Here is a 24795-nt window from a genome sequence, read left to right on the forward strand (position 1 = left end):
CCCTAATCACCGAGCGGACGACGCAATGAGCGCCCGCAATATACCTTCGCGGATACCACGATCGGCAATCCCGACCCGTGGGGCCGGCCAAATATCCAAAATGGCGTCCAGTATCGCGCAACCTGCGACGACGAGGTCAGCGCGCTCGTTGCCGATGCACGCAACCCGCGCACGTTCCGCCACCGTCTGTCCGGCCAGGCTGGCACTGATTGCGCGCAGCGAATCGGATGGAACACGCAACCCATCGACTGCGCGCCGGTCATAAACGTTTAAACCCAGATGCACACTGGCGAGGGTCGTCACCGTCCCGCTGGTCCCCAGCAACCGCAACGAAAAAGGCTCAGCGATGGTTTCCGGACTGACGAAATCGGTAATCGCCTCTGCAAACCGCTCGCGCATACGGTCATAAGCTGCCAGTCGCCCCTCGCGATCGGGTGCATCGTGCGGCTCAACTTCGGAAAGCGACACAACGCCCCACGGCACGCTGCGCCAGGCAACAATGCGCGGCTCATCTTCACCACGCTCAACGCGGACCAATTCAGTCGATCCCCCGCCGATGTCGAAAATGAGCGCCGGACCATCGCCCGGTTCAAGCAAAGCATGGCACCCGGCAACAGCCAGTCGCGCTTCTTCGCCAGCGTCGATGATATCCAGGGCTATGCCGGTTTCCCGGTAAACCCGGTCCACAAAATCTTGCCCGTTTTCGGCGCGACGACAGGCTTCCGTCGCAACCGCACGCGACAGATGAACGCCACGCCGCACCAGTTTATCAGCACACACCGACAATGCCGACATGGCTCGTTCGATTGCCGCATCGCTTATCCGTCCGCTGCCAGCGAGTCCTTCGCCCAACCGGACAATCCGCGAAAAAGCGTCGATAATCGTGAAACCGTCGTTTTCGGCCGGGCGGGCGATCAGCAACCGACAATTGTTCGTGCCAAGGTCGAGCGCGGCAAATGTGCGACGCGCATTCGACCACGGCTGGCGATGCGCAGCCGAAGCCGTTCCCTGATTGGCCGCATTACCGTTCCGTTTCCCACCAGAACCCTGCGGCAACGGGACTGTTACGTCCGCCATGCCGATACCTTCGAAAATCACTCGCGCAAAAGCTCGCGCGCAGCACTTGGGGCGATGCTACCCGAGTGCGATGGATCGAGCAACCGATGCGTCGCACGACCGTTGACTTGAAAACATGTGCGACTTATTGAGCCTCGCAATTGCCCCGTCGTCTAATGGTAAGACACCGGTTTCTGATACCGTTTATCGAGGTTCGAGTCCTTGCGGGGCATCCAGTTTTATCGGCGCTAACGTGCCGCCGCTCGTTTTTTAGGGCGAGCGATTTAAGACGAGGGCCGATTCGAGTAGGTTGGCATCCACACAGCAAGAATCACTGCCACAACCCGCAATTGATCCGCCTGCCCGACTTTGCTTGCGAAGCAATCCTTCGGGGCTTGGGTATCACGCCAAAGATCATGAGTCGCGAGAGGTAGTTTGCCGCCCCCATACGGCCCGGCGAGCAAGAGACCGGGCCGCATCGATCAAAGCTTCAGCTCACCCGGTTTGCGATCAAATCATCGACGACCGACGGATCGGCGAGCGTGGATGTGTCGCCCAGGCTCGAAACATCCCCCTCGGCAATCTTGCGGAGGATGCGCCGCATGATCTTTCCGCTGCGGGTCTTCGGCAGGCCGGGCGTGAACTGGAGAGCGTCGGGCGTGGCGATCGGGCCGATCTCCATGCGAACCCATTTAACCAGCTTCTGACGCAATTCGTCGGTCGGTTCTTCGCCGACGTTCAGCGTCACATAGGCGTAAATGCCCTGCCCCTTGATATCGTGCGGAAAGCCAACAACCGCAGCCTCTGCGACGCTGCGGTGCAGGACCAGCGCCGATTCAACCTCGGCGGTACCCATCCGATGACCGGAGACATTGATAACGTCGTCCACCCGGCCCGTGATCCAGTAATAACCATCGCCATCGCGGCGGCACCCGTCGCCAGTGAAATAAGTGCCGGGATATGTGCTGAAATAGGTTTGGAAAAAACGCTCGTGGTCGCCCCACACGGTGCGCATCTGGCCGGGCCAGCTTCGCGTGATGACAAGGTTGCCTTCTGCGGCACCTTCCAGAATCTTGCCGTCCGCATCCACAAGCTTCGGTTCGACGCCAAAGAACGGCACTGTCGCGCTGCCGGGCTTAAGCGCTGTCGCACCGGGGAACGGACTGATCATATGGCCGCCGGTCTCGGTCTGCCACCATGTGTCCACGATCGGGCAACGCCCTTGGCCGACGACCTCGTGATACCAGCGCCATGCCTCGGGATTGATCGGTTCGCCCACTGTTCCCAACAGTTTCAGCGATGCCCGACTGGTCTGCATCACAAAGCTGTCGCCTTCGCGCATCAGTGCGCGCAGGGCGGTCGGAGCGAGGTAGATCTGGTTGACCTTGTGCTTGTCCACGACTTCCCAGATCCGCGCAGGCGTCGGCCAGTTCGGCACGCCTTCGTACATCAGCGTGGTCGCGCCGTTCGCCAGCGGGCCATAGACGATATAGCTATGACCGGTGACCCAGCCGACGTCGGCCGCGCACCAGAAGATGTCGCCGTCGCGATAGTCGAAAACGAGATTGTGCGTCAGGCTGGCCCAGAGCAGATAGCCCGCAGTGGTGTGGACGACTCCCTTTGGCTTACCGGTCGATCCGCTGGTGTAGAGCAAGAACAGCGGGTCTTCGGCGCTCATCGGTTCAGGTGGGCAGTCCAGCGAGACCGCCGCCATCACATCGGCATAATAATGATCGCGACCTGTCTTCATCGGCACATCGCCGCCGGTCACCTGCACAACGATAACGGCATCGAGACAGGTCACCAGTTCGGCAGCGGCGTCGACATTGGCCTTTAACGGCACGGCCTTGCCACCGCGACGGCCTTCATCCGCAGTGATGACAATGCGGCTGTCACAGTCGGTAATGCGCCCCGCGAGCGCATCGGGAGAAAACCCGCCGAACACGATCGAATGGATTGCACCGATGCGCGTGCAGGCCAGCATCGCCACCGCCGCTTCGGGGATCATCGGCAAATACAGGGTAACACGGTCGCCCTTGCGGACACCCTGCGCCTTCAGCACATTGGCGAGGCGACAGACATCGGCGTGCAGTTCGGCATAAGTGATGTGACGCGGGGCGGCGTCCGGGCTGTCGGGTTCCCAGATAATAGCGACCTGATCGCCGCGCGTTGCTAGATGGCGGTCGAGGCAATTGGCCGACACGTTCAGCACGCCATCGGCGAACCAGCGTACCCCGAAATCGGCCTCGGCAAAGCTGCTCTCATCGGCGAGCGTGGGCGGCGTGATCCAGTTGAGTGTCTTTGCCTGTTCCAGCCAGTAACCGGATGAATCGGATAGCGATCGCGCGTAATCTGCGGCATAGCGTGCTGCATCGATTTTGGCTTCCTGTGCCCAGCTGGTCGGCACCGGATAAATCTCGTCGTTCACTTTGATTCCCTTTACTCAGTTTAGCCGGACGCCGACCCACAAAGTCCGTGGCGTGCCCAAATCAATAGAGCCTGCCTGATTGCGCGTGACCACCGTTTCGTTGAACAGATTTTCTCCGCGAACGACCAGTGCGACATGCTTTGTGATGCCCACTCGTGCAACCCCGTCGACGGTCAGCGCATCGGGCAAAACATCGGTCTGGAGGTCGTCTTCGAATTGCTTGCCGACGTAGCGCACAGTCCCGGACAACAGCCAGTTAGTGCGCGGTACCCAGCCAAAAGTCGCGCTGGCCGCATGGCGCGGGCTTTGCGACGGCGCGAAGCCGTTGAGACCTGCCGATGGGCCAGATCCGTGTACGACACTGTCACTGAACGTATAGGAGGCGTCGAGCGATACCTGTCCGTGCGTGACACCGGCGGTGACCTCAATGCCCTTTGCAACGATCGCATCGACGTTCTGGCGCTGGCGCGTGATCGTGTCGATGGTAACGTTGGCGATCGCATCCTCCAGCCGGTTGTAAAAAGCGGTTATGCTGATCTTTACGCCACGCGCCGGGGTCAGGTCTATGCCGCCCTCAAAACCGCGCAACTTCTCAAGGCCCAGGGCGGCGTTCGCCTTCGTCGTGATAGGAAAGACGACGAACGGGCGATACAGCTCGTTCAGCGTCGGCAGGCGAAAACCGCTATAACCCGCGACGCGTAACGCCACCGCATTGCTCACGTTGAACAAGGCTCCGGCCCGACCGGTTGCCTCCACGCCGTCGCGATCGGGATAACTTTGGCTGGTCGTCAAGCTGCCAGTCGCGTTCCTTTCGCGGAAAAAACCGTTGGTAATCGTCCAGCGATCGGCGCGTACGCCTCCGGTCAGGATCAGCTTGCCGATCGTCCAGTCATCCTCGACAAACAGCCCGGCGGTGCTGGTCTTGCCGCCCGCATTGCGCCGCGTCATAACCAGACCCGCCACGTTATAAGCATCCTCGTACAACTCGCCATCAGCCAAGCGGGCATCGACGCCGATGCGCATCACATGGTCGGGACCGACCGGTGGCCGCACCTCGATCTTGCCGCCGATCCCGGTCGAGGGCGTATTACGCTGATCAAGGGTCAGTCGGAAATTGGTGCTGCTGATCACCTTGTTGCTGAAATTCCGCGCCTGAACATAGGCCAGTGCATCGACCTGCCACCCGCCCCGATGAATGAGGCGGATACTGGCGTCTTCGCCTTCGGAGGAACTGTCTGCCCCTTTGAAACGCAAAGTTCGGTTGTCGCCGAACGACAGGCCGCGAAACTGCAATTCGGTCTGCGCATCGATCGGCGCGACCGCACGCAGGTCAACCGACCAGTCGCGATAACCCGCACGCACTGTGGCCGGAACGCGCTGATTGACCGGCGTCGTGAAAAACCCGTCGCCACGTTCGAAACGACCGGACAGCGTGGCATAGCCGCCCCCGAGATCGGGCGAGACCGAACCCGCCACGCTCATCGCATCATTGCTGCCGTAAAAAGCGCTGCCCGTGTAAACAGGCAGGTTCGCGCGCGTGGCACTGACCAGTTCGACCGTCCCGGCAACCGCTCCCGCGCCGAACGGCCCGGAACCGCCGCCCCGCGTGATGCGCGCGCCGGAAAGCCGGTCGCCCGACAGTGCATTGAACGGGATATAACCAAAGAACGGGTCAGCCAAAGGCACGCCATCAAGCAGCACCAAGGTACGGCTCGACGCGTTGCCACCAAGTGCGCGCAGCGTGACACCCTGCGCAGATGGATTGGCCGAACGGCTGTCCGAACGGCGGAATTGCTGGAACCCTGCGACATCTTTCAGGACGTTCTCGACCCGGTCGGACGCCTCGTCGGTCAACCGCTCGTGGTCGATGACCGACGACCCATAAGCCGGTGTGCCGGGCGCAAGCGGCAAGCCCGTACCGAGCACGACAATTTCACTTTCGCCATCATTTGCCGACGTTGACGGAGGCGCGGTCTGGGCCAGGGCTGACAGTGGGAAAATCAGGAGAAGCGACAGACTACAAAGACTACGCATGAAGGAGGAAAACTTTCGATACGGCCGGAACGACCCAAAGCACGAACCGCTATTTTAGCCGTGAACGAACGCACTGGAATCGTCTACAGACATTGACCGTTTTGCCGTGCGCTATCAGCAACGCGTCGGTCGAACATTGCTGGTCGACGGTGGGCATTTGGTGACCCATTCGGTCAATCGCGCGTCTTGCTCCTCGGCGGCGCTGAGCGGGTCGCCAGCCATCAGGTTTTGTGCCTCGCCCATCAACACGCTGTCACCGGACCCCGCCTGCCGATACGCCGCACTGTCTCGCGAACTCCCGGACTCAGTGCGGATAAGTTGCCAGCCCCCGGGCTTCTTACAGGCAATGCCGTCGAGCGCCTGTCCAGCGAAGACGCGACAATAATCACCGCTCTTGGTGCGAAAGCTGACGAGCATTCGCGGATCTCCCGCAGCGGATGCAACCTGTGTTTCCAATGCTCTGGCAAGTGTCCCAGAGGCGATCAGCATGCCGCCGCCGCTTTTCACCTGATCGCTCTGCCACCGCGTCCCGACCGCAACGCCAGCGACTAGACAGGCGGCCAATCCAGCAACCTTCAACCAGCGCGGCCTCGACGGGCGAGTGTTGACGGGCATTGCGACGACAGTGTTTGACTTGATCATGGCAACAAGCGGATCGGCCAACCGATTGGGTCGCGTATCGAGAGGGTAGGCCGCCGCCATTTTCTCCCTCAGCGATAGGTGCGCAGCGACCCGTTCTGCCACCGCCGGGTCAGTCAAGATCGCCTTCTCGACGCGTTTTGTCGTGATTGGATCAAGCTCGCCATCGGCAAAAGCCATTAACGTCTCGTCGTCAAAGGTCATGCCGCCTCTCCCAATCCGGCGAGCAACGCCTGTCGCCCGCGCACCAGCCGCGATGTGAGTGTGCCCATCGGAATGTCCAGAACCGCCGCAGCGTCCTTATAAGCAAGTCCTTCAACCAGCACGAGCGCAACCGCTTCGCGCTGCTCGTCGGGCAGCTGGCGCATTGCCGCTTCGACATTGGTCAGTTCGACGCGCGCCTCGATGGCTGCATCACCGCGATCACCAACACTCATTCCCGCCTCTTCGCCGACAAAGGTTTGTGCAGCCCGGCTTCGCGCGCGGGCGGTGTCGATCCAGGCGTTGCGCATGATACGGTACATCCAGCTATCCATTCTCGTTCCGGACTGCCACTGCCCGCGACCGTTGAGCGCCTTCTCAACCGTCACCTGACACAGGTCATCGGCATCGGCAGCGTTGCGCGAGAGCGAACGCGCGAACCGTCGCAGTTGCGGCAACAGCGCGACCAATTCATCTTCGAACTGCGTCAAACCGGCTTGTCCTTGTTCGGGGATTAAACGGGCGCCGGTGGTCGTTTAATCCATATGCTGTCATATTTTCCATCATGACCAAACTTAAACTTCTATGCGCCGGGCTCGTTCTGGCTGGTCTGTTGACGGCTGCGGCCAGCGGACAACTGCTTCAGCCCGGTCCGGCACTCGGCGGCGTGATGCGCCAATTGGGGCCAATCGGTGCTATGGTGGACAGCCTGCCAGCGCGCGCGACCGAGACGCTGGCAAATGCGCGCCTCGACCGGATTGGAGCGCTCGTTCGCGCAAATCCTAACCGCATCGCACTCGATCAGAACGGTTTTCCGGCGCGCGCGGGAGAGATTTTGATTGATGATCCCGACGAGGCGCTGCTTTCAGTTGCCACCCAGCACGGATATCGACTGATCGAGCGGAACGATGTGCTGGGCGTTCGCTATGCCCGGATCGCGACCCTTCCCGGCCAATCCCTGACAGCAGCGATCCGCGCTTTGAAAAAACTTGGGGCAAAATCTGTCTCCGCCGATCAGCTTCACCTTGAAAGCGGCATTGCCGGTTCGCCCGTCACCGTCGGCTCAACCGGCAGAGGTGCCCCCATCGGCATCATCGACAGCGGTATCGCCGGTCGGATTACCGCCCAGCGCGGCTTTGCCAGTGGGTCGCCAATGGCCGCCAATCATGGTTCTGCAATAGCTTCGCTTATCACCGGGACGGGGCAGATTCGGGGCGCGTTACCGACGGCGCGTATATATTCCGCTGACGTGTACGGCACCGACCCGGCCGGTGGAAATGCCAGCGCAATCGCACGGGCGATCGGATGGCTGGTCGGCGAAGGCGTGCCCGTCCTGACCATCAGCCTTGTCGGCCCTGCCAATCCAATCCTTGCCCGCGTTGTCGCCGCCGCTCAGGCGCGCGGTGCGATTATCGTCGCGGCGGTAGGCAATGATGGCCCAGCCTCGCCACCAAGCTACCCTGCCTCCTATCCCGGCGTCATCGCCGTCACGGGTGTGGATAGTCGCGACCGGGTGCTGATTGAGGCGGGCCATGCGACGCATCTCGATTACGCAGCCCCCGGAGCCGATATGCTCGCCGCCAACGCAAAGGGGGCAAGTATCGCCGTCAGGGGAACATCCTTTGCCACCCCGCTGGTCGCAGCCACGATTGCAGCAGCTTATCCCGCACTCGATCCGTCGAAACGTCGCGCCGCCTTTGCCAGCGTCGATGCCGGAGCGCGAAAGATGGGAAGCCGCTATGGTCACGGCATCGTATGCGGCAAATGTCGCACGCCGATAAAATAAATTTGCGAACGCGGGATTAAACCACATTCGGCCTCCGTTCTCCTTTCAGAATTCAAAGGAGAATGACGATGACGAAGTTTCTGATCGGCGCTGCGGCGCTTGCATTGCTTTCGGCCAACCCGGCGTCCGCGCAGCTTCTTGGCGGCGGTGGCGGTGGTGGGATGCTCGGCGGCGGCTTGGGTGGCCTTGGAGGCGGCGCTGGCGGCGCGCTCGGTGGTGTGGGTTCGCTTGGTGGCTCGATGGGCGGGATCGGCCGTTTGCCGGATACCGCGACCAACACGGCAGGCAGCACATCAAGTTCAGGTCGCGTCAACAAATCGGTCAATCGTCGCAATGGCCACGTCAGCGCATCGGGCAGCGGGTCGACCGACTCCGCGATCGCCAACACCACATCGGTTGCAGGGCGCTCGATCGGCGGCAACGGTGCCACATCGGCATCGGGAAGCGGCGGCACGAATGCCCAGTTGATCGGCACCGACAATGTGCGCGGCATCGCCGGACAGACCGTCGGCACGACGCGGGGCGCAGTCCAGCAGACACGCGATACAGCCAACTCGGCGGCATCCAGCGCACAGGGCTACACCAGCAACGCAAGCGGCAGTGCGACAGGAACTGGCGCGGGAGCGCTATCGGGCGGAACGGGAATGCTCGCACTGGCCGGGAGTGCCGCGGGTAGCGGGACAAGTGCCTTCAACGTGATGCCGGGCATGAACGTGACCGATACAAAGGGCCATATCATCGGCAAAGTACGCGATCTTAAATCGACATCGACCGGTCAGGTTCATGATGTGGTGATGACGGTCGGCAACCGCACTGCAAGCCTGCCCGCCAGCAACTTCTCCGGTTCGGGCAATGCGCTGGTTTCGGCGATGGGCAAGGGCGATGTCACAAGCGCCGCCAAGGATCAGGCAGCCAAATAAGCCGCTCCCTGTCTGACAAAATCAGGATGCGCATCCGTTCCTCGGGTGCGTATCCTGTTTTAATTCGCCCTATGCCGCGCGGCGCGAACCGACGGCCCGCCACAACGCATAGCAAACCAGACCGATAAGGTTCCAGATCAGGAAGAAACCCTGCGTCTGATGTGGCAGGCTGTAAAATAGGTAGAGGCAGCCCAGAATAGCCAGCGGACCGACAATCCAGGCCAGCGGCGTCCGAAACACTCGCCGTGCATTTGGCTCACGACGGCGTAGGATAAGCATACAGGTCGCCACCGCAATGAAGGCAAGCAGCGTCCCGGCATTGGCAAGCGCAGCAATCTTGGCAAGCGGTGTAACACCCGCCAGCGTCGCCACCACCACCGCCGTCAAAATGGTGATACGTACCGGTGTACCCGTGCGCGCATTGACCTTCGCCAGCCCGGAAGGAAGCAACCCGTCACGTGCCATCACAAAGAAGATTCGGCTCTGCCCGAACAGGAAAGCCAGTATGACCGTGGGCAGCGCAACCACCGCCGCCGCACCGATCAGAACAGCGGCGCTCGGATGTCCCAGCGTCCGCAGTATCAGCGCAAGCGGCTCCGAACTCCCCGCATAAAGGGTATATGACATCGAGCCGACGGCGGTTGCCGCAACACCGACGTAAATCGCCGTGCAGACGATCATCGATCCGATAATTCCGATCGGCAGGTCACGCTCAGGATTTTTGGCTTCCTCGGCCGCAGTCGAAATCGCGTCGAAGCCGTAAAATGCAAAGAAGATAATTGCGGCCGCCGCCATCACCCCGCTTGGCGTGCCATCGACTGTGTGACTGGCAAATCCGTTCGGCAGGAACGGGTGAAAGTGCGCCACGTTGAACGCCGGAACCGCTGCCACCACGAACACGAGCAGGGCAACGATCTTCACAACAACGAGGATCGCGTTGACCGTTGCGCTTTCCTTCGTGCCCAGCGCCAGCAATCCGGCAACCACGAATACGATGATGACCGCTGGCAGGTTCACCAGTCCGCCCGCCGCCGGTCCCGCCAGAATGGCTGCTGGCAACGGCATCCCCAGCGATGCCAGAAAGCCCGCAGCATAGCCCGACCAGCCAACGGCAACCGCGCTGACTACCAGCGAGTATTCGAGGATCAGGCTCCAGCCGACGACCCAGGCAACGCTCTCGCCAATCACGACGTAACTATATGTATAGGCGCTGCCCGACGCCGGGATCATCGTCGCGACCTCGGCATAAGCGAGCGCGGCGCAGCAGCAAACGGCTCCGGCGATGATGAACGACAGGATCACGCCCGGCCCGGCAAGACCCGCTCCGATGCCCACCAGCGTGTATATCCCTGTGCCGACGATCGCCCCGACACCCAGCGCCAGCAAATGCCACCAGCTTAGTGTGCGCTTCAGGTGCGTTTGACCCACCTCTGGCTCCGATGAAATGACCTTGCGATACATCAGACCGGCCATTCGCGTTCTCCCGCTGCTCTCGATCAATGGCGAGATGCCCCTGTCGCAAACCCTATCGCGAGTATCCGTTCGACGCTAGCATCGCGCCAATAACAAGGGGGATATGATGCGCCGTCTTTTATTAGCAGCCGTTTTCGCGATTTCGTCGGTGCCCGCTGCCGCAACACCAACCGATGACCTGCACGGCCTCATCACAGACCATTGGGCCTGGTTCCTGAAATCCAATCCCATCTATGCCAGCGCGCTGGGCGTCCACACTTATGACGACCAGATCGGCGATTTCAGCCTTGCCGAAGCGGACCGCCAGGCGGCGCAGGCGGCGCTGTTCATCAAGCGGCTCGATGCTATCCCCGCGACCCAGCTTTCCCCGGCCGACGTCACCAATCAGGCTATCCTGCGTCGCCTGTTGTCGGAACAGGTCGAAGCCAATAGCTTCGGCGAACGGACAATGACGTTCTCGACGCTCGGCAGCTGGTTCCAGAATTTCGCCGGTCTTGCCGACACGGTCCCGGTGCGTACAAAAGCTGAATTCCAAAGCTATCTCGGCCGCCTCGCGCAGTTTCCCAAAGCGAACGCCCAATCCCTCGACGTCACGCGCCAGGCCGTCGCTGGCGGCTTCATGCAGCCCTGCGTAACCCTCTCAGGCTTCGAACAGAGCATCACCGGCGTCATCACCGCCAATCCCGAAGACTCGCGCTTCTACGCACCATTTAAGGGCAATAAGCCGGTCGGCATCACCGATGCCGAATGGGCGGGCATGAAGGCGCGGGCGGTGACCCTGATCTCCGGCACGCTCAATCCCGAATACCGCAAGATCGACGACTATTACCGCACCAGCTATCTGCCGAAATGCCGCCAGACCTACGGCATTTCGGCGCTGCCCGACGGACAGAAATATTATAATTTCCTGATCCGCCAGCAGACCACGACCACCCTGACGCCCGATCAGATTCACGAAATCGGGCTAGGCGAGGTGAAACGCATCCGCACCGAGATGGACGCGCTCGCAAAGAAAGCCGGCTATGCCAGCCGCGAAGCCTTTATCCACACGCTTCGCACCGACCCGAAATATTACCCGAAGACAGCGGCGGAACTGATGGGCGCGGCGGCATTGCAAGCAAAGATCAACGACGGCAAAATGCCGACGCTATTCGCCACCCTGCCACGCCTGCCCTACGGCGTCCGCGCCATCCCTGCCGAGACCGCAGAGGGCAACACCACCGCTTATTACATGCCGGGGTCGCCCGCCGCCGGAATCGCGGGCACCTATTACGTCAACACTTCGAAACTCGACCAGCGCCCGCTGTACGAACTGGCGGCGCTGACCAGTCACGAAGCGGTCCCCGGCCACCACAACCAGATCGCGCTGCAGCAGGAAATGGACCTGCCCGACTTTAGGAAATACGCTTCGCAATTCACGGCCTATGTCGAAGGATGGGGCCTGTATTCCGAACATCTCGGCATCGAGATGGGCATTTACGACACGCCCGAAAAGGACATGGGCCGCCTGTCATACGAGATGTGGCGCGCCTGTCGCCTTGTGGTCGATACCGGTCTGCACGCAAAAGGCTGGACCAAGGATCAGGCTGTTTCCTTCATGAAGGAAAACACCGCGCTGACCGATGCGAACATCGACGCAGAGGTTAACCGCTACATCAGCAGTCCGGGGCAAGCGCTGGCCTATAAGCTCGGTGAGCTGAAAATCCTGTCATTGCGGCAAAAGGCCGAAACGGCGCTCGGTGCAAAGTTCGACGTTCGGCGTTTTCACGACGCGGTGCTTGGACAGGGAGCCGTGCCGCTCGACGTGCTCGAAGCACAGATTACGAGCTGGATCGCGCACGAAAAGACGGCATCTTGAACAAAATCTGCTAGGTGCCGGGCGACGAGGAAGTTACGGCAACGACCGTGCCCGTTTTGCCTGACCCCCAGCTCCCGCCTCAGCGCCCCTCGCGAAACAGAATTGCACGAATGGGATGGCTGGCGCTGGGCCTGTTGTGCGTCCTGCTCGGCATCATCGGCGCTATCCTGCCATTGATGCCGACGACGATCTTCCTGATCCTCGCCGCCGGATGTTTCGCCCGATCCTCTCCCCGCCTTGAGGCATGGCTGCTCAATCACGCGCGTTTTGGTCCCACGCTCCGCGCTTGGCGGGCGGACGGCGCGATATCGCGACGGGGAAAGATTGCCGCGTGCAGTGGTATCACCATCGGCTTCGTGCTGTTCATGGTCGGCGCTCACCCGCGTCTGTGGCTGGCTCTGACGGTCGCGGCGTTTATGCTGGCATGCGCCTTTTACGTGGTGTCACGTCCGACAGCGACCGACTGAACCCCCGTCAAACCCGCCGCAACGCCTGCGCCGGCCGCAGCGACAGCAACGGCAACGAACCGAGCAACCCGATACCAAACGTCAGGACCGCACCACCCGCCAGCGTCCCCAACACGACCCACCAATCCGGTGCCCATGTGAATGTGAACACTTCGACGATCACATACCACGCCGCGCCGATGCCCAACGCAAACGCGACCAGTGCAAGCAGCGCCGCCAACACCGCATATTCCAGGCCCTGTGCCGCAAGGATCTGCCATCGCGTCGCGCCCAGTGTTTTCAGGATAACGCTGTCATAGCTGCGCGACTGTCGAGACGCCGCAATCGCACCGATCAGCACGGCGATCCCCGCCAATATCGCCACCGATGCAGACAGCATGATCGCGGTCGCCATCTGGTCTAACATGGTGCGGACCTGCCCGATGACTTCGCTGACCGCTATAATCGACGCCGACGGGAATGCGCCAAGCAACGCTCGCGACACCGCACCCTCATGCCTCGCCTGAATATCGATGGTTGATGTCAGGCTGTGCGGCGCTTTTTCCAACGCGTTGGGAGAGAAAACCAGCACATAATTGAAACCCATCGTGTTCCAGTTGACCTTGCGCAACGACGCAATCCGCGCCTCGATCTCTCGCCCAAGCACGCTGACGGTAATCGTATCGCCGACCTTCAGCTTCAGGATATCCGCCGCAGCCTGATCGAGCGAGACAAGGGGTGGCCCGGCATATTGCTTCGGCCACCAGCTTCCTGCGGTCAGGTCGCTGCCCTCCGGCAAAACATCGCTATAAGTCACGCCGCGTTCGCCACCCAGAAACCAAGCTCCTTCGGGGATTTGCTTCAGGTCGGCGACCGGCTGTCCCCCATAAGCGACGATCGTGCCGCGCATCGACGGCACGATGTTCAGTTGCGCTTCGGGGGCAACCCGGCGGACGACATCAACGAACTGGCTGCGCGCTTCGGACGGAATGTCGAGAACGAACTGATTGGGTGCCTTTTGCGGCACGGTACGCGTTATCTCTGCATTAAGGCTGGTCTGGATCGCGGCAAGCGTCACGAACAGCGTCAGCGCCAGCCCTAACGCAACCACCAGCGCAATGGTTTGCGATCCCGGTCGGTGGAGATTGGCGAGGGCAAGGCGCAGCAAGGGGCGGCGCAGACGCGGCAACCGGATCGCCAACCTTCGTATCGCCCAACCGATACCGACCAACAGCAACAGGACCGCCGCAACCGACCCCAGCACGATTCCGCCAAACATCGGCTCACGCGCCGTGCCGAGCGCCAACAGGACAACGAGCGCCGCCGCGCCAAGAACCATCATAACGGTACGTCGGTCGATACGAACGTTGCCATCCACGACACCCCGAAACTGTGCAGCAACAGGCTGCATCCGGGCACGCGCCAACGGAGGAAGCGCAAAGGCAAAGGCGATCAGCAGACCATAAGCGGCGCTGACGGCAAGCGGCATGGGGAATATGCCGACACCGGGCTGAACCGGCAGCACATCACGCGCCAGGGCGATGAGGGCGATCGGCAGGATTGCCCCCAACACCAACCCGAAAACCACCGCCAGCAATGCGACGATACCGATCTGCATCAAATAGATGCGGGAGATGTCGCCCGACGTCGCCCCAAGGATTTTCAGAGTCGCAATGCCATCGCGTTTGATCGCGAGATAGGACGCCACCCCGTTGCTCACCCCGATCCCGGCGATCACCAGCGCCGCAAGCCCGATCAGTGACAGGAACTGCCCCATCCGTTCGAAAAACCGCGTGGCACCACCCGCAGCCCGGTCGCGGTGCTTATATTCCCAACCAGCAGACGGATAATGCGCGTTCAACTGGCCAATCGCTTCGAGCGGCTGGATATCCGGTTTCAGGCGAACACGATATTTCGTCTCGAACAACGCACCGGGCTGCAACAGCTTGGTGCGATTCAACCCTTCGAGCGATACCATGGCAACGGGGCCAAGCGTAAACCCTTCACCCACACGATCGGGTTCAGCGGCGATTATGCCCCAATCCGAAAGTCCGCCTCACCATAACGAAGCGTATCTCCCACCCGCAGCAACAGGCGGTCGGCAAGCGAGCGGTCGATCACCACCGCATCGGGAGCAAGCGGGCGATAACGACCCTGCTCCAACGTCAGCGTGCCATAAAGCGGGTAATGGCTATCGACGCCTTTCAACTCGGTCAGGACGGCCTCCGGCGCGCCGTTACGCGCGGCCCCACGCACCAACACCACCCGTGCCATCGAACGCAGCCGTATCGTATCGCTGACCTGTCCCAATGCCTCCAGCGAAGCGTGTTCGCTCGCCGAGGTCTGCCGCTGCATCATCCCGATCTGGATGTCGCCGCCCAGCAACGTGCGACCCCGCGCGGAAAGCTCGCCGGTGATCGAGGCGGTAAGGCTGCCAATCGCGGCCAGCGTCGTGACACCCAGTAACAGGCAGACGAACAACAGCCGAAGCCCACGAAAGCCCCCTGCAAATCCCTCCGCGCGATCCGCCAGCTTGCACCCCACCCAAGCGCGTTCACGCGGTGCGGTCCGATACGATCCGGCCATCCTGCATTTCGAGAACCCGATCGCATCGCTCCGCCAGTGACGGGTCGTGCGTGATAATCAGCAGCGTCGCAGCGGCAGCAGCCTGTCGCGCAAATAACAGGTCGATGATCGAACCGCTGGTTGCGCCATCCAGATTGCCGGTCGGTTCGTCGGCAAATACGATTTCCGGTCGCCCTGCGACGGCGCGGGCAATGGCAACACGCTGTTGCTCACCGCCGGATAGCTGAACCGGATAATGGTCGATACGATGGCCTAACCCGACTGCCTGCAACTCGCTCGTGGCCCGCGCAAAAGCATCGGACGCGCCCGCCAACTCTAGCGGAATAGCGACGTTTTCCAGCGCGGTCATTGTCGGCAACAGGTGGAAACTCTGAAGGACAATGCCGATCCGCCCGCGTCTCGCACGCGCCAGTGCGTCCTCGTTCAACCCGCGATACCCGACGCCCGCCACGACCACTTCGCCACCGCTCGCCTGTTCAAGACCGGACAGGATAGCCATCAACGACGACTTGCCTGACCCCGACGGTCCAAGGATCGCGACGCTGGCCCCGCGTTCGATGTCTAGGTCGATCCCCTTCAATATCTCGGTCGGGGCTTCACGTGTCCCAAGCGTGAGGGTGACATTGCGCGCACGGATTGCGATATCGGCATCTGAGTTGACTGGCATCGCTGGAGTTTGCGCCCTTGTTCCGAAATTTACCCCCATATGTGGTCGCGCTGCTGCTGCTCCAACCGTTGGCGGGGTGTTCGGATCAAAATAGTGCTGCGAACAGGTCGACAAACGTACAGACTGCCGCTGAACCTACACCAAAAGCGACGGCAAAACTCGTCGTTGCGTTCGGGGACAGCCTTTACGCAGGCTATGGTGTTTTGCCGTCGGAAAGTTTTCCGACTGAGTTGCAAAAGGCGCTGACGGCACGGGGCGTTTCGGTGACGGTGCAGAACGCGGGCGTATCGGGTGATACGAGTTCAGCCGGCTTGCGGCGTCTGGCATTCACTCTGGATGGCCTGACGCGGAAGCCCGATCTGTTCATGGTCAACCTCGGCGGCAATGACATGTTGCGTGGGATCGCCCCTGCGGAAACCCGGACAAACCTCATCGCTATCTGTAAGGAGCTGAAAAAGCGGGGCATCCCAATCATGCTGACAGGCATGGTGGCCGCACCCAATATGGGCGGCGATTACGCACGCGGGTTCAACCCGATCTACGCCGATCTCGCAAAAAAGTTCGATGCCACGCTATACCCCTTTTTTCTGGATGGCGTCGTATCCGACCCGGCGTTGATGCAGGCAGATCGGATGCACCCCAATCCGCATGGCGTGGATGTCATCGTCAACAAGATCACACCGCTGGTCGCGTCCACACTCGGCAAATAACCAAACCATTCTATCGCTTGCAAAAAACTTCGGGACTACGGCAAAAGATGCGCTATGGCCGACCCCGGAGCAGACAAGTGAAGGATTGCCTTACGTGAAGCTCCCCAAGCGCACCCGGACGATCGCCCTGTTCGAGAAATTGGGCCCAGGCCTGATTACGGGTGCCGCCGACGACGATCCCAGCGGTATCGCGACCTATTCACAGGCAGGGGCGCAGTTCGGTTTCGGGTTGTTGTGGACGCTGGTGCTCACCTATCCCCTGATGACGGCGATCCAGCTCGTCAGCGCGCAGATCGGGCGCGTTACCGGCAACGGCCTTGCCCGCAACATGGACGATATCCTGCCGCGCTGGCTTGTAACCGCACTGGTTGCCCTGCTGTTCATTGCCAACACGATCAACATCGGTGCCGATATCGCGGCAATGGGCGATGCCGCCGCGCTGGTGGTCGGCGGCGGCTCTCACATCTTCACGATCGTTTTTGCGATCGGCTCGTTGCTCCTCCAGATGTTCGTGCCTTACCGACACTATGCCAAGATCCTGAAATGGATGACCCTCGTGCTGTTTTCCTATGTTGCGCTGGTCTTTATGGTGAAAGTCGACTGGGCGGCTGCGGGCAAGGGCATGATCTGGCCGACCATCGCGGGAGCGGGGGCCGTCACCATGGTCGTCGCGATTTTCGGTACGACGATCAGCCCGTATCTCTTCTTCTGGCAAAGCTCGCAGGAGGTCGAGGAGATCAACCAGTCCGATGCCATGAAACCGCTCATCGAGGCTCCACATCAGGCAAAACGGGAATTTACCCGGATGCGGCTCGATACGTTCAGCGGCATGGCGATATCGAATGTCGTTGCGATCACGATCATGATCGGGACGGCAGCAACGCTCAACGCCGCCGGTATCACGGAAATCAATACGGCGGCGGATGCAGCTAAGGCGTTGCAGCCGGTTGCCGGGCAATTCGCATTCCTGCTGTTCAGCCTGGGAATCATCGGCACCGGCCTGCTCGCGGTTCCTGTGCTGGCGGGGTCGGCCGCCTATGCGGTGGGCGAAACGCGCGGCTGGAAATCCGGGCTGGAATATACACCCATGCAAGCGCGGGGCTTTTACACCGTGATCGCTGCATCGACGCTGCTTGGAATCGGTATCGACTGGTCGCCGCTTGACCCGATCAAAGCCCTGTTCTGGAGCGCGGTCATCAACGGCGTGGTGGCCGTTCCGATCATGGCCGCCATGATGATCGTCGTTTCGCGAAAATCTGTGATGGGCGCATTCACGGCGACTGGCTGGCTGCTCTTTTTCGGATGGATGGCGACTGCGGTCATGGCCGCCGCTGCGGTTGCCATGTTTTTCGTTTGACCAGGCCATTCGAAACCACTTGATCGGCAGCACTCCCCTCACCTACCCCGTGGCATACGAGTTCGGAGCGCTGAAATGAGAACATTGGGTGCCGCATATCGTTTCTGCCTCAACATCGCTGCCGTCGGCGCCCTTGCGCTAACGCTGGCGGCTTGTGCGGCGTCCTCGGGCCATGTGAAACCCGCATCGTCCGGCCCTGGTATCGGCAAGGGATTTTCGCACGATCCCTACCCCTCCACCTACAAAGCATATCCCGGCATGCCGACGCTGGTGCGTAACGTTACCATATACGATGGCGAAGGCGGCCGTATCGACGGTGGTGAAGTGCTGTTTGCGGATGGTAAGATTGTCGGCATCGGGCACGACATCGCCGCTCCTGCTGGCGCGACTGTTATCGACGGGACCGGTAAATGGATCACCCCCGGCATCATCGACATCCACAGTCATCTCGGTGATTATCCATCGCCCAGTATACGCGCGCTGTCGGACGGCAACGAAGCCACCGACCCCGTCACACCCGAAGTATGGGCCGAACACAGCGTCTGGCCACAAGACCCCGGCTTCGGTCGTGCACTCACCAATGGCGGCGTCACCACACTCCAGATTTTGCCGGGATCGGCAAACCTGTTCGGTGGCCGGTCGGTCGTCCTGAAGAACGTGTACGCCCGCACCGTTCAGGGAATGAAATTCCCCGGCGCACCCTATGGTCTGAAGATGGCGTGCGGCGAAAATCCGAAGCGCGTTTACGGGTCCAGAAACCGGGAACCATCGACGCGGATGGGCAACATCGCCGTCGACCGCATCACATGGGCAAAGGCGGTCGAATACAAACGGAAATGGGACAAATACGAAAAAAATGGCGGTGCCATCCCCGATCGCAACATCGCAATGGACACATTGCGCGGCGTTCTGGCGGGCGAAATCCTCGTCCATAACCACTGCTACCGCGCCGACGAAATGGCCAATGTGATCGATATGTCGAAGGAATTTGGCTATCATGTCACGGCATTTCATCACGCCGTCGAAGCCTATAAAATCCCTGACTTGCTAAAGGTCAACGGCGTCTGCGCTGCGGTCTGGGCCGACTGGTACGGCTTTAAGATGGAAAGCTATGACGGCATCGCCGAAAATCTCGCGCTGCTGCAAAAGGCCGGGGTTTGCGCGATGATCCATTCCGACGATGAAAACGGCATCCAGCGGCTCAATCAGGAAGTTGCAAAAGCACTGGCGGCGGGTCGTCGTGCGGGGATCGAGATTTCGGACGCCGTTGCTTGGGAATGGCTTTCCTTCAACCCGGCAAAGTCGCTCGGCATCGCCGATCGCACGGGTAGCCTGAAACCGGGCAAGATGGCCGATGTCGTGTTGTGGAACGGCAATCCGTTGAGTGTCTATACACGCCCTGAAAAGGTCTGGATTGATGGCGCGCTGCTCTATGATGCCACAAATCCGAAACTTCGACCGGTGTCGGATTTCGAACTTGGCTTGCCCGGATCGGGAGATGTGAAGTGAAGCCTGTCCAGCTTGCCCTCCCAGTCGCCCTGCTCCTGACCGCCCTCATTGCCGCTCCGGTGGAGGCCCAAACCGTCGCAATCGTCGGCGGCACCGTCGCAATCGGTGACGGCTCACAACCTATCACCGACGGCACCGTCGTTTTCCGCGACGGCAGGATCGTCGCCGCAGGAACCGGGGTCGCCGTCCCCGCCGGGGCGACCGTCGTCGATGCACACGGCAAATGGGTTGCGGCAGGCATGGTCGCTGGCTTCACTAATCTGGGGCTGGTCGATGCGGAAGGGATCGAGGAAAGCAATGACGTCAACGCCAAATCATCGGTGTTCGCCGCCGCCATCGACATCGCTCCGGCGATCAACCCCAATGCCGTGGCGATCGCAAACGAACGCGCGGGTGGCATTACCCGCGCACTGGTTTCTCCCGCGACCGCCGGTTCGATCTTTGCCGGACAGGGCGCGGTGATCGACCTCGGTCATGATGCCGATCCGATAACACGGGCGCGCGCGTTCCAGTTCGTCGAGCTTGGCGAAGGTGGTGGCCGGGACGCAGGCGGCAGTCGCCCAGCCGCCTATGCCATGTTGCACGATGCGCTTGCAGAAGCCGAAGATTTCCGCCGTAGCCCCTCCACATTTGGCGGCCGCGAAAAGGCATCGTTGCTGAAACGCGGCGATGCAAAGGCGCTGCTAGCGGTCCTTGACGGGACCGTCCCCCTGCTCGTCCATGTCGAGCGTGCGAGCGATATCCGTTCGGTGATCGCCCTTATACGCACCTATCCAAAACTGAAACTGGTGCTGGTTGGCGCCAGCGAAGGCTGGATGGTCGCAAAGGATATCGCGGCGGCGCACGTGCCCGTTATCGCAGCCGCGCTGGCCGACCTTCCGGCACAATTTGAATCGCTGGCCGCGACCGAATCCAATGTTGGCCGCTTGACTCAGGCGGGCGTGCCAGTCGCGATCTCGACCGTCGGGGCGAATACCGCGCCCGGCGAACACGTCCTGAAACAATATGCAGGAAACCTTGTCGCGATAACAAAGGTGCCGGGTTCGACGGGGCTGAACTGGGGACAGGCATTTGCGACGATCTCGTCCCTGCCCGCGCGAGCTTTGGGCATGGATGGAGAGATTGGCTCGCTCCGTCCGGGGCGTCGTGCCGATGTTGTGTTGTGGGACGGCGATCCACTGGAACTGTCCTCGGCTCCGGTCGCAATCTACATCGACGGCCAGCCGCAGCCTATGCGGTCACGTCAGACCGAATTGCGCGACCGTTACAGCAAGCCGACCGAAGGAAGCCTGCCCAAAGCCTATGATCGCTGAAACCTGTCCGGGCGATGATCCCCGGACATAGCCAACTTTAATCGCGGCACTTGTCCATCGGAACTGACACGTAGTCGAGGGGGACGTCGGAAATCGACAGAACGAGGGGCACGGACAATGTTTTCATATCGGCACCACGCGCCGCAAAGCATTTTAGCGGTACGGCGAGAACATTCCATTCGCCGGACTTTGCAGCATTGATCGTCCGGGTAAGCACCGCAGTCGAGCATTAGCTGTCGACAGCAGCACGGCCGAGAGCAGGATCATCGGTAAAAAAGCCGTCTATGCCTGTCGCCAGATAGCGTTTGATCTCTGCAATCGACCCCATTGGATTGCGTACACCATCGCCGCCTTCATTCTTGAAGTCAGCGGCGAGAAAGTAGTTTTCCGGGCGAAATGTCCAGACGCGAACCAAAAGTCCCGCCTTATGAGCATCCGTCACGATCGACCTTGGTGTTCCGAGTCGCCCTTCAGGAGTTAAAGGGATTACGCCTCGAATTTGGGGTGCGACGACATCGGCATAGGTCGCAATCTCCTTCAAACCAGCGGGGGTCGTCATATCGCCAAAGGTCAGTTTTCCACCCACTGCGACGACATCGGCAGCAACCTGTTTGTCGTCACCGACCAATTGCATCAGCCGAACATTTGCTGGGCGCCCAAGTTTTCGCCGGAGGTATCGCAGATTGGCAATCTCGAACGACTGAATTTCCACAGGCGCACGGCGGGTATATTCATGCGCGCCCAATATACCGAGGAAGCGATCCTCCAGTGGCATTCCGATCCCGGCAAAGAATGTCGAATGTTTCAATTCGGGTACCAACCCCACCGTCCGGCCCCGCGCCGCAGATTCGGCGGCGGTAAAGTCGATGATTTCTTCGAACGTCAGCACCTGAAACTGACCGTCATAGCTTTTGCTTTCCGGTCGCAAACTGCCGAGACGCTCGATCGCGCGCAGGGTTTTTAGTTCATCCAGCGTGAAGTCTTCGACGAACCAGCCAGTCTGTTGCTGACCATCGATCGTCTTGGTCGTGCGCCGTCCGGAAAACACCGGATGTCTCGCGACATCGGTGGTTTCCGCGATATTATTCTCGTGCCGCGCGACCAGTACACCGTCCTTGGTGATGACCAGATCGGGTTCGATATAATCCGCACCATCCTGAATGGCCTTGGCATAAGAACCGAGCGTGTGTTCTGGCCGGAGAGCCGAGCAGCCCCGGTGCCCAAAAACAAGCGGCTTGGCGCGCACGGGCGCCGCAAACGTCGCCCGTGCGCTGAATGATCCGGTGATCAAGGCCGCACCGGCAATACCGGCCGCTGCCTTGATCGTATCCCGACGGCTGAGGGCGTTCATCGAGATTTCCCTAAAATCCAACACTGACCGTCCCGAATACCTGTCGCGGCGCAAGCGGAAACGCGTTGAACGTTCCCGATGCTGCACCAATGCTCAATGTCGATGCCGCTTGCTTGTTGGTGATGTTTGTCACGTTCAAGCTGACCGCCAACCGCTTGATACGCGAGCCGTCCGAGATTGGGATCGTTGCAGCAATCCGACCGGCCAGCGTGAAATATCCGGGTACCGAAAGATCGTTGGTGAACGTGGCAAAGCGTTTGCCGAGATAGTCCCCGATCAGTTGCACGTCGAATATGCTGTAATTTGCAGAGACAACGGTCTTGTTCGTCCATTCAGGCGACCCTGGAACCTTTTTGCCAGCGGTGGGCACGGTGACGGTCGGAATACCGATTTGATAATTATCCTGATAGCGCGAATTATTGTAGGATAGCGCGTTGTAGATCGAGAAGTGCGATCCAAAATGTAGCGTTCCTGCAAAATCGACACCGTCGGTCTTCACGCTACCCACGTTCTTCAAAATTGCCGCACCGCTGATGATCGATGTGATGACCGTCGTCGGACTGATCGCCAGCAGTCGATTGCTGAAGTCAACGTGATAGTAGCTAATCTGGCCTTCGAAGCCAGTGATCGGACCAAAATTAAACGACCGTTGGGTCCGCGCTCCGATTTCATAGGTCCAACTGGTTTCAGGCTGTACGGTATTCTTGAAATCTTCGAATACCTGCTGGCTGCCCAGAGCGAATGGGGACAGTCCCGCGGCCGCACTGGTCTGAAACCGGCGAATATTTTTCTGTGCGTTCACGAAAATTTGATCGCTGCCGGTAACATCCCATAAAGCACCGAGTTGGGGCAGGAAAACCTTGCTGGTGTTGATGCTGCCAATCGGAAGTGCGGTCGAGTTAGAAAAGGAACCTGGGATAGGCTGAACAGGAACCTGCTGGCTGGCCTTTTGAAAAGTGCTTTTGAAGCCCACGAGCAACGTCAGCGTCGGCAGAACGCGCCAGCTATCCTGAATATGCGTCTGAATTTCGTCGACACGCACTTCGCTGCCATATTGCGTAATTAACGGGGTCAACGTGTCACCGGGACGCTGATACGGCGTCGACGGGTTGTTGACATCGAGCGCGTACCAACGCCGGAACGACGACGAGCTTTGATGTTCGTACCAGCCGCCCACTTCGATGTGATGGTTGCCAAGTTCAAGCCGTAGCGTGGAAATCAACCCCCCGCGGTCGATGCGATATTCGGTGGTGCGGGTCGCAAAGCCCGAGCCGCCGAAGATGGTGCTAAGCCGGGCCAGATTGGCGGGCGTCGTCGGAGCGCCGACACCGCCCGGAAAATAGAATGAGAAAAGTCCCGGCAGGCCCGCGACGTCGATTGGTCCCGCAACCACGCCGACACCATCGTCGTGATGATAATAAGCCTGGTTCGACCAGGTGATCTTGTCGGAAATGTTCCAGTCGTATTTGATATAGCCCAGATAATCGGTGCGCTGCGCATCGCTGTAATAGTTGCGATAATTTGACCCCGCCGCCCTATAGGCACCCGATGATAGATAAGTCTGGGCAGCGGCAAAATCGGGATAGAGGAATGGCCGGACATAGGGTGCAGTCGCACGGTTGGCGACGGTGATAACAGTGGCGTCCTCGTTCGGCTCGGTCTTGTCCGAATAGGCGGCGTAGATCGTCAGCTTTCCCGTAGGATCATCATGCACGAACTTGCCATTGGCCTGATAACCGCCCTGTTTACCGTTGAAATCCCACGCACGACCATCCTGCCGCACGCCTGACAGATATAGCGAATTGCCGTTGCCGAAGGTGCCGCTGTCGACGCGGACGAAGGTGCGGAAGCTCGAATAGCTGCCGACCGTCTGATCGATCGTCGCACCCATTTCCGTCTTGGGATCGCTGGAAAAGGTGTCGATCGTGCCGCCCAGATTACTGGTCGAGGCGGTCCCGAGATCGCCCGCGCCCGAAGCCAGCGTCACGCGACCAACATTCTCCGAAATGATCGCGCGCTGCGGCGACAGGCCGTTGTAATTGCCATATTGCTGATCGCCGAGCGGCACACCGTCGAGCGTGTAGCCAAGCTGCTGCTGGTTGAAACCGTGCACGAACAGCGAGATATTCTGTTCGTTATTACCCCATGGGTCGGCGGTCAGGAACGTCACGCCGGGTAATGTTTGGAGTGCCTTTAGTGGGCTGACGCCAGGTAGTATCTTCTGGATTTCAAGACTCGAAACCTGGGTGACCGAACGGGTCGTGCGCCCGGTAACGATAATGTCGTCACTTGCCTGCGAGTCCGCATCGGCTTCAGCATCTGAAGCGGCAGGCGCGGCTGCCGCAGCATCGGCGGCACGAGCAGGCGCGGTCGAAATTATCGCAAGCGAGGCTGCTCCCACGAGCAATTGAATGGCGAGTTTTTGCATTGTTAGTCCCCGGCTTCGCCCGATAAGCCGGAC

The 24795-nt window shown here is 60.3% G+C and carries 18 protein-coding genes, 1 tRNA gene and 1 pseudogene; 9 read left to right on the forward strand and 11 right to left on the reverse strand.

Annotated elements, in window-relative coordinates:
* Positions 1 to 6: 6 nt before the first annotated feature.
* Complete coding sequence (locus D3Y57_RS10145) at positions 7 to 1077, reverse strand: Ppx/GppA phosphatase family protein (RefSeq protein ID WP_121155737.1); 1071 nt, start codon at positions 1075 to 1077, stop codon at positions 7 to 9.
* A gap of 141 nt (positions 1078 to 1218) precedes the next feature.
* Here D3Y57_RS10145 and D3Y57_RS10150 point away from each other — a divergent pair.
* Positions 1219 to 1292, forward strand: a tRNA-Gln gene (locus D3Y57_RS10150).
* A 254-nt stretch (positions 1293 to 1546) separates the two neighbouring features.
* On the opposite strand, the gene acs is transcribed toward D3Y57_RS10150, so the two are convergent.
* From acs to D3Y57_RS10170, 4 genes are all read right to left on the reverse strand, one after another.
* Positions 1547 to 3484 (reverse strand): acetate--CoA ligase, encoded by a 1938-nt coding sequence (gene acs / locus D3Y57_RS10155; protein ID WP_121152882.1) that lies wholly within the window; start codon positions 3482 to 3484, stop codon positions 1547 to 1549.
* Between the two features lie 15 nt (positions 3485 to 3499).
* Positions 3500 to 5518, reverse strand: coding sequence for a TonB-dependent receptor plug domain-containing protein (locus tag D3Y57_RS10160; RefSeq protein WP_121152883.1), 2019 nt, complete (start codon positions 5516 to 5518; stop codon positions 3500 to 3502).
* A gap of 114 nt (positions 5519 to 5632) precedes the next feature.
* Positions 5633 to 6361: an anti-sigma factor family protein gene (locus D3Y57_RS10165; protein ID WP_121152884.1), complete on the reverse strand. Its 729-nt coding sequence runs from the start codon at positions 6359 to 6361 to the stop codon at positions 5633 to 5635.
* Positions 6358 to 6849: a sigma-70 family RNA polymerase sigma factor gene (locus D3Y57_RS10170; RefSeq protein WP_121152885.1), complete on the reverse strand. Its 492-nt coding sequence runs from the start codon at positions 6847 to 6849 to the stop codon at positions 6358 to 6360. The genes D3Y57_RS10165 and D3Y57_RS10170 overlap by 4 nt, the downstream gene beginning before the upstream one ends.
* 74 nt (positions 6850 to 6923) lie before the next feature.
* Between D3Y57_RS10170 and D3Y57_RS10175 the strand changes: the two genes are divergently transcribed.
* Positions 6924 to 8144 carry a S8 family serine peptidase gene (locus tag D3Y57_RS10175; RefSeq protein ID WP_121152886.1) on the forward strand — a complete coding sequence of 407 codons (1221 nt, stop codon included), beginning with the start codon at positions 6924 to 6926 and terminating at the stop codon, positions 8142 to 8144.
* A 68-nt stretch (positions 8145 to 8212) separates the two neighbouring features.
* Complete coding sequence (locus tag D3Y57_RS10180; protein ID WP_162987078.1) at positions 8213 to 9064, forward strand: hypothetical protein; 852 nt, start codon at positions 8213 to 8215, stop codon at positions 9062 to 9064.
* Positions 9065 to 9133: 69 nt separating this feature from the next.
* Here D3Y57_RS10180 and D3Y57_RS10185 read toward each other — a convergent pair whose 3' ends face one another.
* On the reverse strand, positions 9134 to 10537 hold the full coding sequence (locus D3Y57_RS10185) for an amino acid permease (protein WP_121152888.1): 1404 nt from the start codon (positions 10535 to 10537) through the stop codon (positions 9134 to 9136).
* Between the two features lie 106 nt (positions 10538 to 10643).
* Here D3Y57_RS10185 and D3Y57_RS10190 point away from each other — a divergent pair, with 106 nt between their 5' ends.
* Together D3Y57_RS10190 and D3Y57_RS10195 are read left to right on the forward strand one after the other, a co-directional pair.
* Positions 10644 to 12395: a DUF885 domain-containing protein gene (locus D3Y57_RS10190; protein ID WP_121155738.1), complete on the forward strand. Its 1752-nt coding sequence runs from the start codon at positions 10644 to 10646 to the stop codon at positions 12393 to 12395.
* 110 nt (positions 12396 to 12505) lie between these two features.
* A complete protein-coding gene (locus tag D3Y57_RS10195; RefSeq protein ID WP_121152889.1) occupies positions 12506 to 12862 on the forward strand; it encodes a YbaN family protein in 357 nt (118 codons plus the stop codon).
* Between the two features lie 7 nt (positions 12863 to 12869).
* Here the strand turns inward: D3Y57_RS10195 and D3Y57_RS10200 are convergent.
* Positions 12870 to 15399 (reverse strand): annotated as a pseudogene (locus D3Y57_RS10200) (ABC transporter permease).
* Positions 15396 to 16094, reverse strand: a complete 699-nt coding sequence (locus D3Y57_RS10205) for an ABC transporter ATP-binding protein (protein WP_121152890.1) — start codon at positions 16092 to 16094, stop codon at positions 15396 to 15398. Before D3Y57_RS10205 ends, D3Y57_RS10200 begins: the two are co-directional and overlap by 4 nt.
* A 17-nt stretch (positions 16095 to 16111) precedes the next feature.
* Here D3Y57_RS10205 and D3Y57_RS10210 point away from each other — a divergent pair, with 17 nt between their 5' ends.
* From D3Y57_RS10210 to D3Y57_RS10225, 4 genes are all read left to right on the forward strand, one after another.
* Positions 16112 to 16804: an arylesterase gene (locus tag D3Y57_RS10210; RefSeq protein WP_205590113.1), complete on the forward strand. Its 693-nt coding sequence runs from the start codon at positions 16112 to 16114 to the stop codon at positions 16802 to 16804.
* A gap of 94 nt (positions 16805 to 16898) precedes the next feature.
* Entirely contained in the window at positions 16899 to 18161 is a 1263-nt protein-coding gene (locus tag D3Y57_RS10215) for an NRAMP family divalent metal transporter (RefSeq protein WP_239026023.1), read from the forward strand.
* Positions 18162 to 18236: 75 nt separating this feature from the next.
* Positions 18237 to 19670, forward strand: coding sequence for an amidohydrolase (locus tag D3Y57_RS10220; RefSeq protein WP_121152892.1), 1434 nt, complete (start codon positions 18237 to 18239; stop codon positions 19668 to 19670).
* Positions 19667 to 20983: an amidohydrolase family protein gene (locus D3Y57_RS10225; RefSeq protein WP_121152893.1), complete on the forward strand. Its 1317-nt coding sequence runs from the start codon at positions 19667 to 19669 to the stop codon at positions 20981 to 20983. Before D3Y57_RS10220 ends, D3Y57_RS10225 begins: the two co-directional genes overlap by 4 nt.
* 37 nt (positions 20984 to 21020) lie before the next feature.
* On the opposite strand, the gene D3Y57_RS10230 is transcribed toward D3Y57_RS10225, so the two are convergent.
* Genes D3Y57_RS10230 through D3Y57_RS10240 form a run of 3 tightly spaced genes read right to left on the reverse strand, consistent with a single transcriptional unit; the run spans position 21021 to position 24762 of the window.
* Complete coding sequence (locus D3Y57_RS10230; RefSeq protein WP_121152894.1) at positions 21021 to 21200, reverse strand: putative glycoside hydrolase; 180 nt, start codon at positions 21198 to 21200, stop codon at positions 21021 to 21023.
* Positions 21201 to 21212: 12 nt separating this feature from the next.
* Complete coding sequence (locus tag D3Y57_RS10235) at positions 21213 to 22334, reverse strand: glycerophosphodiester phosphodiesterase (RefSeq protein ID WP_121152895.1); 1122 nt, start codon at positions 22332 to 22334, stop codon at positions 21213 to 21215.
* A 10-nt stretch (positions 22335 to 22344) separates the two neighbouring features.
* Positions 22345 to 24762, reverse strand: coding sequence for a TonB-dependent receptor (locus tag D3Y57_RS10240; protein ID WP_121152896.1), 2418 nt, complete (start codon positions 24760 to 24762; stop codon positions 22345 to 22347).
* Positions 24763 to 24795: the final 33 nt, after the last annotated feature.

It is taken from the genome of Sphingomonas paeninsulae (assembly GCF_003660165.1).
Classification (GTDB): Bacteria; Pseudomonadota; Alphaproteobacteria; order Sphingomonadales; family Sphingomonadaceae; genus Sphingomonas_O; species Sphingomonas_O paeninsulae.

What these genes read in the sequence shown, in the direction of transcription:
- D3Y57_RS10145 (WP_121155737.1), bottom strand. Translation starts at nt 1,077, where the DNA reads ATGGCGGACGTAACAGTCCCGTTGCCGCAGGGTTCTGGTGGGAAACGG.
- D3Y57_RS10160 (WP_121152883.1), bottom strand. Translation starts at nt 5,518, where the DNA reads ATGCGTAGTCTTTGTAGTCTGTCGCTTCTCCTGATTTTCCCACTGTCA.
- D3Y57_RS10165 (WP_121152884.1), bottom strand. Translation starts at nt 6,361, where the DNA reads ATGACCTTTGACGACGAGACGTTAATGGCTTTTGCCGATGGCGAGCTT.
- D3Y57_RS10175 (WP_121152886.1), top strand. Translation starts at nt 6,924, where the DNA reads ATGACCAAACTTAAACTTCTATGCGCCGGGCTCGTTCTGGCTGGTCTG.
- D3Y57_RS10180 (WP_162987078.1), top strand. Translation starts at nt 8,213, where the DNA reads ATGACGAAGTTTCTGATCGGCGCTGCGGCGCTTGCATTGCTTTCGGCC.
- D3Y57_RS10185 (WP_121152888.1), bottom strand. Translation starts at nt 10,537, where the DNA reads ATGGCCGGTCTGATGTATCGCAAGGTCATTTCATCGGAGCCAGAGGTG.
- D3Y57_RS10190 (WP_121155738.1), top strand. Translation starts at nt 10,644, where the DNA reads ATGCGCCGTCTTTTATTAGCAGCCGTTTTCGCGATTTCGTCGGTGCCC.
- D3Y57_RS10195 (WP_121152889.1), top strand. Translation starts at nt 12,506, where the DNA reads ATGGGATGGCTGGCGCTGGGCCTGTTGTGCGTCCTGCTCGGCATCATC.
- D3Y57_RS10205 (WP_121152890.1), bottom strand. Translation starts at nt 16,094, where the DNA reads ATGCCAGTCAACTCAGATGCCGATATCGCAATCCGTGCGCGCAATGTC.
- D3Y57_RS10220 (WP_121152892.1), top strand. Translation starts at nt 18,237, where the DNA reads ATGAGAACATTGGGTGCCGCATATCGTTTCTGCCTCAACATCGCTGCC.
- D3Y57_RS10235 (WP_121152895.1), bottom strand. Translation starts at nt 22,334, where the DNA reads ATGAACGCCCTCAGCCGTCGGGATACGATCAAGGCAGCGGCCGGTATT.
- D3Y57_RS10240 (WP_121152896.1), bottom strand. Translation starts at nt 24,762, where the DNA reads ATGCAAAAACTCGCCATTCAATTGCTCGTGGGAGCAGCCTCGCTTGCG.